Source organism: Desulfitispora alkaliphila (assembly GCF_050433185.1).
Lineage (GTDB): Bacteria > Bacillota > Desulfitisporia > Desulfitisporales > Desulfitisporaceae > Desulfitispora > Desulfitispora alkaliphila.
This window is the reverse complement of sequence record NZ_JBNPXS010000060.1, coordinates 1-10612: the sequence shown is the minus strand read 5'-3', so window position 1 is coordinate 10612 and position 10612 is coordinate 1. Positions and strand designations below refer to the sequence as shown.

At 35.1% G+C, this 10612-nt stretch carries 14 protein-coding genes and 1 pseudogene; 2 read left to right on the top strand and 13 right to left on the bottom strand.

The features are described 5' to 3' along the window. Positions 1 to 257: 257 nt before the first annotated feature. The 4 genes from GGQ84_RS14615 to GGQ84_RS14600 form a co-directional block, all read right to left on the bottom strand. On the bottom strand, positions 258 to 707 hold the full coding sequence (locus GGQ84_RS14615) for a hypothetical protein (RefSeq protein WP_429163545.1): 450 nt from the start codon (positions 705 to 707) through the stop codon (positions 258 to 260). 658 nt (positions 708 to 1365) lie between these two features. Continuing rightward, positions 1366 to 1899, bottom strand: coding sequence for a hypothetical protein (locus GGQ84_RS14610; RefSeq protein WP_429163544.1), 534 nt, complete (start codon positions 1897 to 1899; stop codon positions 1366 to 1368). Positions 1900 to 2322: 423 nt separating this feature from the next. Then, positions 2323 to 2895: a tyrosine-type recombinase/integrase gene (locus GGQ84_RS14605; RefSeq protein ID WP_429163546.1), complete on the bottom strand. Its 573-nt coding sequence runs from the start codon at positions 2893 to 2895 to the stop codon at positions 2323 to 2325. Positions 2896 to 2936: 41 nt separating this feature from the next. Continuing rightward, on the bottom strand, positions 2937 to 3221 hold the full coding sequence (locus GGQ84_RS14600; protein ID WP_429163543.1) for a hypothetical protein: 285 nt from the start codon (positions 3219 to 3221) through the stop codon (positions 2937 to 2939). Between the two features lie 177 nt (positions 3222 to 3398). On the opposite strand from GGQ84_RS14600, the gene GGQ84_RS14595 reads away from it, so the two are divergent. Next, complete coding sequence (locus GGQ84_RS14595) at positions 3399 to 4124, top strand: Fic family protein (protein WP_429163542.1); 726 nt, start codon at positions 3399 to 3401, stop codon at positions 4122 to 4124. 32 nt (positions 4125 to 4156) lie between these two features. On the opposite strand, the gene GGQ84_RS14590 is transcribed toward GGQ84_RS14595, so the two are convergent. From GGQ84_RS14590 to GGQ84_RS14550, 9 genes are all read right to left on the bottom strand, one after another. Continuing rightward, positions 4157 to 4411 (bottom strand): DUF3006 domain-containing protein, encoded by a 255-nt coding sequence (locus tag GGQ84_RS14590; RefSeq protein ID WP_429163541.1) that lies wholly within the window; start codon positions 4409 to 4411, stop codon positions 4157 to 4159. A gap of 26 nt (positions 4412 to 4437) precedes the next feature. Beyond that, entirely contained in the window at positions 4438 to 5589 is a 1152-nt protein-coding gene (locus tag GGQ84_RS14585) for an MBL fold metallo-hydrolase (protein WP_429163540.1), read from the bottom strand. A gap of 109 nt (positions 5590 to 5698) precedes the next feature. Then, positions 5699 to 6142: a hypothetical protein gene (locus GGQ84_RS14580; protein WP_429163539.1), complete on the bottom strand. Its 444-nt coding sequence runs from the start codon at positions 6140 to 6142 to the stop codon at positions 5699 to 5701. Between the two features lie 72 nt (positions 6143 to 6214). After that, the gene (locus GGQ84_RS14575; RefSeq protein WP_429163538.1) at positions 6215 to 6649 is read right to left on the bottom strand and encodes a hypothetical protein; all 435 of its coding nucleotides are present in this window, start codon (positions 6647 to 6649) and stop codon (positions 6215 to 6217) included. Between the two features lie 57 nt (positions 6650 to 6706). Continuing rightward, positions 6707 to 7003, bottom strand: a complete 297-nt coding sequence (locus GGQ84_RS14570) for an ATPase (protein WP_429163537.1) — start codon at positions 7001 to 7003, stop codon at positions 6707 to 6709. Positions 7004 to 7168: 165 nt separating this feature from the next. Further along, positions 7169 to 8833 carry a bifunctional diguanylate cyclase/phosphohydrolase gene (locus tag GGQ84_RS14565; protein WP_429163536.1) on the bottom strand — a complete coding sequence of 555 codons (1665 nt, stop codon included), beginning with the start codon at positions 8831 to 8833 and terminating at the stop codon, positions 7169 to 7171. 24 nt (positions 8834 to 8857) lie between these two features. After that, the gene (locus GGQ84_RS14560; RefSeq protein ID WP_429163535.1) at positions 8858 to 8989 is read right to left on the bottom strand and encodes a cyclic lactone autoinducer peptide; all 132 of its coding nucleotides are present in this window, start codon (positions 8987 to 8989) and stop codon (positions 8858 to 8860) included. A 6-nt stretch (positions 8990 to 8995) separates the two neighbouring features. Beyond that, entirely contained in the window at positions 8996 to 9616 is a 621-nt protein-coding gene (locus GGQ84_RS14555) for an accessory gene regulator ArgB-like protein (protein WP_429163534.1), read from the bottom strand. A gap of 27 nt (positions 9617 to 9643) precedes the next feature. Continuing rightward, a complete protein-coding gene (locus tag GGQ84_RS14550; RefSeq protein WP_429163533.1) occupies positions 9644 to 10096 on the bottom strand; it encodes a hypothetical protein in 453 nt (150 codons plus the stop codon). A 225-nt stretch (positions 10097 to 10321) separates the two neighbouring features. Between GGQ84_RS14550 and GGQ84_RS14545 the strand changes: the two are divergent. Beyond that, positions 10322 to 10483 (top strand): annotated as a pseudogene (locus tag GGQ84_RS14545) (ATP-binding protein); the annotation flags it as partial. Positions 10484 to 10612: the final 129 nt, after the last annotated feature.

Genomic DNA, 10612 nt, shown 5'->3' with positions numbered 1-10612 from the left:
CTGTGGCTTAAACTACGTTCATTTTTTGGGGTCCTAAAAGACCTTTATTAAGTGTGCCCTTGTTTATTCCAAGCTACCTTATTTTTCACGCTATCCCTCCATTTATTATTTTCCCTTTCCCATAGTCATAAGGAATTTACTTGAAGAGTTTGAGTATTTTTTTAAGTCTACTATTACACATTTTCATATTTCTCTATTTTGCAAAGCAAAATACAGCAACTAGAGCTAATATTGTTTTCAAGTCATTTAGTCGTAAATCAAGACTTTAACTGAGGCGAAGTATCAAGATATTTAAGAACTATTGCTGCAGTTAAACCCCAGAGAATACCACCAATCATATTAGATGCTGCCGTCCCAGTTGTAGTAGTCTCGAGAAATTGAATATTAAACATAACAGGTATTGCATACATCATAAAACCAGTGATAAATCCAAAATAAATCGCTTTAATAATATATCCTCTTGAGGTAAATAGAGGCATTAGATAAGCTAAAACTATCCCTAAGAATCCACTCCAAGCAATTTGTGTAACTAAAGCTATTAAACTTTCAATAATGCTCTGTGGCCTATCGCCAAAAATAAAAATAGCACTCCAGTCAATAAATCGGAGTTGGGTAAAATTTAGTATATCAAACGAAATAAAACTCCAAATATTCATCACTATGCCACCAGATATTCCAGCTACTAAACCCCTGAAAAACCTGTCCATTAAAAAACCTCCTTCTCAGAGCTATGGCTTCCTTGCGAATACTATCGTTTAGGATCGTTGCAACTACAGACTTCTAATTATTAAAACAACTTTGCACTCCTGGTATATTTTTTGATATATATTTTCATAGTATACTTGGTGTATTTTGTAAGGAGATAAGTTAATGTTCCCTTTTCTTTTGCATAAGCACTCTGAATTGCCTTAGCGGAATTTCTAGAATGGCAGTAGTTCTTCTTCTCTCGCACACTTCCAGACAGTGATTCTGCTAACACTCAATTTTTACCAACTTTATCAAACAGAGAAGGCAATCTTCTTAATCGATTGCTTCATCTTCATCCATTAGGCTATTATAAACCTCTTCAGGAAGGCATCTTCAAGTTATAGTTTAATGTAAATAATATCGTGGTAATAAAAAAACAACTAGCATTAGTCTAGTTGCAAATCATTTAAACATTTTAAAACCTCCTCAATTTTTTTAATAAAAAAGGAGCATTCGCGCGCAAATATGCTCCTGGGTTTTTCAATAATTTATGATTTTTCAAAGATTAAAGTTTTATCTCCTTCCATATGTCACATCATCCACCTACTGTGTAATAAGAGCCCCCAAATTGTACTTGATTAATCAGCGCCATGGACGGAGGTATAGCGAAAACCTCCCTTAATAATTCCCTCTCCAATGATAATCCCCATGACTTAATGTTAATTCTCCGTTAAAATCTAGGTCATTGTTTCTTGACTTTATATAAAACCCTAGCCAGTAGTTATCTAGTCCTTTTTCATAACCCACTTTCCAAACTACTCCTTCAGAATACATTTCCACGCCTTCTGATTCCATAGTATCAATCAGCATTATATCTCTACTATCAATGGCTATTATCGTTTCTTTTAAATTACCTCCAATAGCGTCGCCTGGAAACTCAAAATGGATATACTTGTACTCACCCAATTCAGATATTGATAAGACAAACTCTAATCTTTCATTCGTTATATCATTTAGTGCCGCCATTTTTTTCATTTCTGTTTTAAAACCTATACTTTCCAACTCAGCTTTAATTTCTTCAAAGCTTTTTGCTTCCAGATTAGCAGCTTCGTCTGCCTTTTTACTGTTATTATCATTTGTATATGTAAAGTTGCACCCTGCCAGCGAAAATATCAAAGCTAATGATACAAGCAGCAGCATATTTTTTTTCATAACAATCACTTCCTGATTTTTATTAAGGTGTTTTAAACTTGCCGCCCATGGACGGACGGCTCAACGAATAGGGTTATTACATATAACTTTTGTTTTAGTATTAATATTTAATAGTAGTACTAACATCAAATAATTTACATTTAATGTCTCTTTTTGAAAACCATTGGAATGTCTACAATTTCATATTCACTAAAGTTCCATCATGTTAATAATTCCCCTATTTGTTCTCATGAAAACCTACGCTTATATATTCATTCTGTTTTTTTATTCCCTAAATAAATGGATACTCCTCTTGAAACATTCCGACATTTATCGACTATATTCTTATTCTTCCCCGTATCAACTTTATCAATTTAGGGTCAATCCCTTGGTTTGCCAAGGGATGTTTATTCATTGCTTTTTGCACCTTTGTTTTATCAACCGCTATATAATGTTCAAGTGTCTGTACTTGGGAGTGACCTGAAATTTCTTTAAGCTCAACAGGTCTACTCCCTCTTTGTATAAGTAGGTCAAGCAGCTCCTTCTCAGTGCATGTAAGCTCATCCCTTTTTCATATATGCCTAGTTTTTGGGCATACTCTTTAAACAGATAGCTTATTCCTTTGTCTGAGAACTTGTCACCGTTTTTATTTAAAAATAACCAGGCTTCATCACCCTTTTCTGGAGATACAAATAGATCTCTTCCTGACTGGCTTCTGTCTGCTCCCAGTTTTCCTTTCTTAGTTTTCTTCATAACTACTCCTGTGTTTAGGTAATGTTGCAGTGTAGCTTTTAGCCTCGGTATCATTGGAACAACCCGATCTTTGCCACCCTTTCCATCCCGTATCAATATTAAATTATCTTCAAAATCTAAATCATTTATTTTTAGATTTATGAGCTCAGACACTCTTATTGCAGTAAAAAGAAATGTGCTAAAAATGGCATGATCTCTTGCAGCATAAAAACCTAGTACTAGAATTCCGTCTAATAGCGTTTCTGCTTGTCTTTCCTGTAGTATTATTGGTATTTTGTAAGGGACCTTTAGCTTTTGAATGTTTTTTACTGGTGACTTATGGATTTCATAATCATCGCTATTGACAAAATAATACTGATAGTAGATATATCATAATCTACTACTAGGAAAGCTTTGTTTGCTGCACTAAGAGATGTACCAAGTACTCCATGATTTTCGGGCCCTATATCAATTACTACATAATCGAAATTTTGACTCAAGTGTTTGAGTATATACTGTGCTACCTTTTCAGTTAGAACTTCTACAGGGGTTTCTTTTGTCTTTAATAGCCCTATAGTGTTAAAACCTAAACACTTGGCTTCGCAAGCCATTTTTCCTATTACCCTTTGTCTTTGAAAGTAGCCAAATAAAAATACCCTTCTTGAAAGGGTATAGCTTCTTCACCTCTATTAATTTATTCAGTTTTATTGTTGTTGATTTTACATTTGTAATAAATACCAATTAATATTATAATAGGATTATCTATGTATGAGATGGAGGAAACTTAAATGTTTAAGCAGATTGAACAAAAAAAGAATTTAATAGACCAGAAAAGACCCTTGCCTCCCAATACTTTAAAAAGCATTAGAGAAAGTATCCTCTTAGATTGGACATATAACTCTAATGCTATTGAAGGTAATACCCTTACACTTTCAGAAACCAAGGTAGTCCTCGAAGGAATTACCATTGGGGGCAAAACCCTAAATGAACACCTTGAAGCTATTAATCATAAGGAAGCGATACTATATTTAGAAGATATAATTAAACTGCAAGAAACCTTTTCTGAATGGCAAATTAAAAATATTCATAGGTTAATCTTAAAGGGTATTGATGATGACAACGCCGGAGTATATAGAAAAGAAAATGTACTTATCAGTGGCGCTAAGCATACTCCACCCCATTATGTATCGGTACCTGCTCAAATGGAAGAATTAATAAATTGGTATTATGAAGAGGGCCCTAAGCTACATGTAATGGAAAGAAGTTCCCTTCTCCATATAGAGTTTGTAAAAATTCATCCTTTTGTGGATGGTAATGGTAGAACTGCTAGACTACTACTTAACCTTGAACTAATGAAAAATGGATACCCTCCATCTATAATAAAAAAAGAAGAACGAATTGATTATTATAATGCCTTGGATAAAGCTCATACAAGGAATGAGTTTGATGACTTTTTTCAGTTAATTGCAAAGTCATTAAATAGAAGCTTAGACTTATACTTAAAGCTAATATAGTAATCTTTATTTAGGAAGTGACTGCTATCTAGTCACTTCCTAAATTTACTTCCACCCTTAGCTTTAAGCTTAGCTAGCTTATCCTCAACTCTACTCTTTACTTTACCTGTCTCCTCTTGGTCAAGACTTATGCTTACTACATCATCATTTGTTAGCTTGACCTGCAGCCAGTCCCTTTCTTTTGCTTCTTTTGGCAATAGGCTAGCATCTATTACATACTCCTGTTCCTCTGCACCTACAAGCAAGACTGCTTTACCTTCTGTAATTTCATCAATTACTGCTTTCATGGTCCCTCTCCTCCAATACAAAAAAGTTACTCAACAATAGCCATTCCTTCTTCTATAATTTCGTCAAGCCTTCCTTGTCCAATTCCATCTATTTGAATTAATTCCTCTAAAGATGTAAAAGGTCGTAACTGGATAATTTGTTCTGCTCTTTCAGGGCCAATGTGAGCTATGTTAACTAACTCTTCTATACTAGCTGTATTGATATTTACTTTATCCGTTGTTTCCGCTGCTAAATATTCAGTGCTATTTTCGACTTTATCTTCCTCTAAATGCTCGCTCGTATTATGCTTAGGAAAAAAATCGCCCTCTCTATCCATTTTAATCCTGTATGTATTGCCGTCTGTTATAATCTTTATAGTACCGTGAACATCAGTACCATAAATATCTATACCTCTGTCCTGCAATCTTTGTATCACCTCATCGTGCGGGTGTCCATAAGAATTATCTGCCCCAGCTGAGTATATGCCCGCCTGTGGTTGAACCTTATCTAAGAAAAATCCTTGACTACTTGTACTTGAACCATGGTGTCCCAGCTTCAGGATATCAGCTTGTAAGTTTACTCCTAAATCCACCATGGCTCTTTCTCCAGTGCGCTCAGCATCGCCAGTAAAGATAAAGGATATATCTCCATAAGTTGCTTTCACACTAATTGAATCATCATTTAAATCTCCTGTTAGCTCCTGGGGATGAATAACTATCATGTCTAAAGAGCCTACCTGGTACTCTTCGCCTACTCTAGGTTCGTGGTAATCAGCGCCACTATCTGCAACAGCATCCACAAACCTTTCAAAGGTTCTAGAGGTGTGAACATTACCACACATCCAAACTTCGCTTACAGGAAAGTTTTCTAACACTTTTTCCATCTGCCCGATGTGGTCCGCATGAGGATGAGTTGCGATTAATATATCTATTGCTTCTACACCTGCATTTCGTAAATACGGTACAACATCGTCTCTGTCATGCCGTCCAGCATCTATCAAGATTGTAAAATCTGGACCTTTTAGTAATGTGGAATCACCTTGATCTACATCTAAAAAGTAAACCTTTAAATCCCCAGTAACATCTACTTCCACATCTGATTCTACACTAGCACTACTGCATCCAAATATAAAGAAAAAAGTTGATAAGAGCAATAAAAGTACTACTAGTTTTTTCTTGTTAAAAATATTGGTTGTCATTTGCTGCATCTCCTTTGCTAAATAATGCGACAATATTTAGTATATTATTCGAACAAAAGTTTCGCAAGTATGTTTTACTATTGCAAACAAAAAATAGAGCCTCTAGGCTCTATTCGGGGTTATGTGATAAACGCATAAAAATATATCCTAATAGTAATCCGTATACACTACTAGTAATCATATTAGAGGTAGCTGTAGATACTGAAGTTACTTCTAGCAGTGGAACTTCAAATAGAATTCCTACTGAATACAGTAAAAACCAAGTTGTTATTGAAAAAAACCAACTCTTATATAACATGTATGAGCTATCAACTATCAATATCATATAAGCAAAAAGGATCCCTAAAAGCATTGTCCATACTATATGCGCAACGAAAGATATTATATATTCAAAAAGAAATCCCGGAGTACTACCTAAAAGCATTTCTGCAGCGTAATTTACTAGTAAGTCTTCTCCAAAAGAAAACACCATAACTAATATTAAGTTTACAATATTCATTGCAATTCCAGCTATTAAGCCCGCAATGGAACCCTGTACAAAACGGTCTTCCATGTTCATTACCTCCTGCAACTGACATTATATAACTTATTATACCCCGAGATAATGAATCGATGCTTTTGTCAGCTACCTTAAGAATTTAATCGTCACATCAGGCATGTACTTCTTCATAGTTGTAAAAGGCTTTTCAATGACCTCTTGCTCATCCTGGAGCATTCTTTCTAGCACACTTTTTTCAATAATCCCATAGGGCTTTATTTTCATGAATGGCAGGTTTAATTCAGCGGATAGCTCACCGGCTTTAACCTCTTTAATATAGAGACCATCCAAGATAAATGTGTATTCTCCAATCAGCTTACCATTCTCTGTTACTTGCAACCCTGCTGAGTTTTCATCCTTTGCAAAAAACTTGTTTAAGGCAGAAAAGATATGTGGATGCTTTTCTAACAGCGAATCTATTGCTCTTTTTCTAAGATCAACCAGCTTTTCCATAACCAATACATCTAAATCGTTCAAGTATATCAGCTCCTCATAAGTTTCTAACACTTTCAGTATGTTCATTTTGTATCCTTTTTAAAAGTAGATAGCTTGTCCCTTATTTTTTTAATTATTATTTGTTTAGGAACTCCCTTCATGGGGTGCAGTGCCATCCACAATGCCCACTTTAAGCTCAGGTACAATTACCCCATCTAGTGAGCCTGTGTCTGAAGAACAGCATAAGTACTCAATGTCATAGCCCCTATCGGCAAGCACTAAGCCTATACGCTTAACTAGAGTAGACTTTCCAGTCCCTGGCCCACCCTTTAGTACAAAAACTCGATCTAGATTAGCAAGCACCGAGTCATAAAATGAATAAAACCCATGTCTGGTGTTGCTTCCAGGAAAAAACCTAGTTATATTTCCCTTTCTAGTCAATGTCTTTCCCTCCTTTACCTTAGTCAATATAGTGTATTAATCCCGAGGGAAAAGTGTGAAAAAAAGGTTGCTTTATAAATTTACTTTTAACTTTGAGCTTAGGCAGCTTATCCAAGTGTGTTTTTAAACTAACTCTGTCTGTATTAAAAATAGAGCCCTCGGGCTCTATCTTACTTTTTCTTCCTTATTTATAGCAGCTATAAACGCATCTACTATTTCAGGATCATAAAATGATCCTCTTTTTTCATAGATATCCTTTAACGCATCTTCCTTAGTAAAAGGTTTATGGTATGGTCTATAAGTAGTCATAGCATCAAAACTATCTACAACCCTTAAAACTCTTGCAAATAGTGGTATATCTTCACCTTTTATACCTTCAGGATAACCAGATCCATCATAATTCTCATGATGATACAATACCATTGGTACAATGGACTTTAAGGTCTGAGACGACTTAATCATCTCAGCACCCCAACAAGAGTGTTGTTTCATTATGTTCCATTCCCCTTGTGAAAGAGATCCCTTCTTATTTAAAATTTCTCTAGGTATCTCCACTTTCCCTAGGTCATGTAAGAAAGACCCAAATTCCAGCATTCTTAACTTTTCTTCAGTCATTTTAAGTTGTACACCAATAAGCTTTGCATAATATGCTACTCTATCTGAATGACCATAAGTATACTTATCCTTAGCATTAATTACAGTCATTAAGGTTCTTAGTGAGTTAATTAATTCTTTATCATTGTCTCCTGCTGCCTGACCCAAACGCTCTAAAACAGAAAGATAAGTACGAACTTTGTTACGACCAGTGAATTTACTACTGTATAGAGCCTCATCTGCAGCTTCTAACAGTTCTTGCTTATTCTTACCGTGTTTAGGCATACTAGCGATACCAACAGAAATTGTCAACTTTTCATAAGGTAAGCAAATTTCCCCAGAAAACTCGTGTTTAAGGACAGCCTGACGTAAACTCTCTGCAATTATAATGGCCTCACCCTCGCTAGCATTAGGAAGAATAATGGCAAACTCCTCACCACCGTAGCGAGCTACAACTGCATGTGAAGGAACTTTTTTTATAAATAAATTGCTTATTTCTTTTAGTAATAAATCTCCTTGGGTATGTCCATAGGAATCGTTGTATACTTTGAAAAAGTCTATATCAATAAGTATCAATGAAAAAGAACTTTGTGTTTCAAATGCTAAGTCCACTTGAGTTTGTAATTGCTCCTGAAAGGATCTGTGATTAGGTAGGCCAGTCAAATCATCATGACTGGCCATTTTAGCTAAGTGATTAGTAGTTATTTTTTCTACTTCTATAATACTACCTAAAAACCATGCTACTAAAAAAATTACTCCAGTAAAAACTAACCCTATTTCAAACACTTGCTGTTCCAAAAGAAAATTATTTTGGTTCAATAAGAGAACTAAAATAATACCTACTGCAGCCCCGGCGAAGATGAAACCCCAGTTACGACCTAAAGAAATACATGCTAATATAACTGGCAGCATATAAATTATTATAAACGGGCCTAAGAGTTTTCCTTGGTCCTCAATGAAAATAACAGTAATCAAGGTCAGCATCACTACATACTTGATTATATTCCACTTCTTTAAATATTCATTTTTACTAACCCTGTTGTGAAAATAGTAATCTAATAAAATAAATGTTGCTGCAACTATTAAAAAAAATGAGAATATAATATAGTTGCCAAATGAAAAACTTACAGATTTATAGGAACTCAAAGTAGATATAGTTATTAGATATGCAACTATATGAGTTCCAAAAAATAGATCTAAAAGTTTCTCATTCCTTTCTTTTTGCCAGTTTTGCATCTTATTTTACCCCTTATTCCTTTACTAACGGCGCAATTTTTTTGGCACATCTGACTCATAAAAAAGCATTTGACTAGCCGATGCTGCCCCAGCGTTAGCTACTACTGTTAAAATACCTACTATTGCACCTGCTAACCATATTGAAATACGTTTCATATCATTTCACCTCCCTTTTTTGTAAAAAAAGCCCCCTAAAAATTTATCAAATCTTGCCATTAATTTATGGCCCAAAGGTGTGGCGGTAAATGACATAGTAGCAACTCCTCCTGCCCCAGCAACAGCTAATAACTGATAAGTTTCACTATTTTTAGCAATAACTATAAAAACAAAAGCTAAAATAACTTCTATAGTTAACGCATGCAAGCGCAATCTTTTACGCTTTTTAACATCATTAATTGGTTTTTTTTCACTATCATTAGGTGCCCAGATCCAGGTTATCACTATTGCTCCTGTAAAGAATAAAATAATTAATAAGGTTGCCGATACCATTAGACAAAGTAATTTAGAAACTAGTGCAGTTATTGTAATGAGGAAACAGCTAGCAACTGCGCATCGCCAAGGAGTAGTACAGTGAGCACCTCCTACTAAACGTCTCGCTAATGCTAAACATAAAATTATTGTTACAACTTCCAATAAAACGCCCATAAAAAATCCCACTAACAAAGTTATTGCAATGGTAAAAGAATTTGAAATAACTTGCTCCAGTCCATAAGCAATTACCTCTTTGTCTTCATTGTTTAACCCAACAATATCTCCAAGTCGTTCAGCTGTATTTTGTCCCACATATCGCTTCATAATCTAATTCACCTTTCAATAACTATCACTAAATTTATTTCCATTGATTACAAAAGACAAAAGAAATAATACTACTATCTGAGGCCAACCTACTATAACCATTAATTTTGGCTGATTGATTAATTCTTCAAATGTCAATCCAGAAATTTCAAGGTATGTAAGTACAAATATTGCCTCAAGAACAGCTAAAGCAATCAGCGGAATTAAGGAAAATAATACACCTTTGCCAAATTTTATTTTATATTTCCAGTTGAGCAAAATCGCATAACATACAATTATAATTATCGTGTGAACACCAAAGGAAATCGGTAACAACCTTGTTGCATAGGTTATTACTGCTATCGTTAAGCCTATAAATAGGATTTTCTTTATTTCAAGCCTTTGGCCTGCCAAGGCTAATACTAATGCTGCTGTAGCTAAGGTTTCTGGTATAGTTTGAAGAACCCATTGAATAAAAGTTATTTGCATTATTGTTTTAACTCCTCTTGTGTGTTTAATTACATTATGCTTAAATGGTTTTTCTACAAAAGTTTCCAGTATCCTCCTTGATTTATTATTTTTTTATATCAAAAGTCCTATTTCTCAAAAGAGAAGGTCTTTTTCGACTATTATCACATATTCCACATACCCCAAAAGCAAATAGCTTGTCTCTCTTCATTTTAAAAGAAGAAATAACAGAAGCTAGTGGTAAAAATAACCGAGCGCTTCACCCGAGGGGGTAAATCTAGAAACACGGATGGCTCAGGCTTGGGGCTAGCCATAGCAAGAGATTTGGTAGAACTGCAAAATGGACAAATGACAATTCACATCGACGGAGATCTGTTTAAGTTAATCCTTATCTTCCCAAAAAACTAGGACTAAAAAGTGAGGTGGGTATAAGCCCACCTCACTTTTTATGTGTGCCCGGCACGGGCGGTAACTTGGCGGTGAAAGTCCGCTGTGGGCTTGGTAGTGGGAACCACTAGCCAATGACAAGGGTGTCCA

Bases quoted from the DNA above. Each gene is read 5' to 3' on its own strand.
- GGQ84_RS14565 (WP_429163536.1), bottom strand. From the start codon at position 8,833: ATGCAAAACTGGCAAAAAGAAAGGAATGAGAAACTTTTAGATCTATTT.
- GGQ84_RS14615 (WP_429163545.1), bottom strand. From the start codon at position 707: ATGGACAGGTTTTTCAGGGGTTTAGTAGCTGGAATATCTGGTGGCATA.
- GGQ84_RS14550 (WP_429163533.1), bottom strand. From the start codon at position 10,096: ATGCAAATAACTTTTATTCAATGGGTTCTTCAAACTATACCAGAAACC.
- GGQ84_RS14560 (WP_429163535.1), bottom strand. From the start codon at position 8,989: ATGAAACGTATTTCAATATGGTTAGCAGGTGCAATAGTAGGTATTTTA.
- GGQ84_RS14580 (WP_429163539.1), bottom strand. From the start codon at position 6,142: ATGGAAGACCGTTTTGTACAGGGTTCCATTGCGGGCTTAATAGCTGGA.
- GGQ84_RS14595 (WP_429163542.1), top strand. From the start codon at position 3,399: ATGTTTAAGCAGATTGAACAAAAAAAGAATTTAATAGACCAGAAAAGA.
- GGQ84_RS14600 (WP_429163543.1), bottom strand. From the start codon at position 3,221: ATGGCTTGCGAAGCCAAGTGTTTAGGTTTTAACACTATAGGGCTATTA.
- GGQ84_RS14610 (WP_429163544.1), bottom strand. From the start codon at position 1,899: ATGAAAAAAAATATGCTGCTGCTTGTATCATTAGCTTTGATATTTTCG.
- GGQ84_RS14590 (WP_429163541.1), bottom strand. From the start codon at position 4,411: ATGAAAGCAGTAATTGATGAAATTACAGAAGGTAAAGCAGTCTTGCTT.
- GGQ84_RS14575 (WP_429163538.1), bottom strand. From the start codon at position 6,649: ATGAACATACTGAAAGTGTTAGAAACTTATGAGGAGCTGATATACTTG.
- GGQ84_RS14585 (WP_429163540.1), bottom strand. From the start codon at position 5,589: ATGACAACCAATATTTTTAACAAGAAAAAACTAGTAGTACTTTTATTG.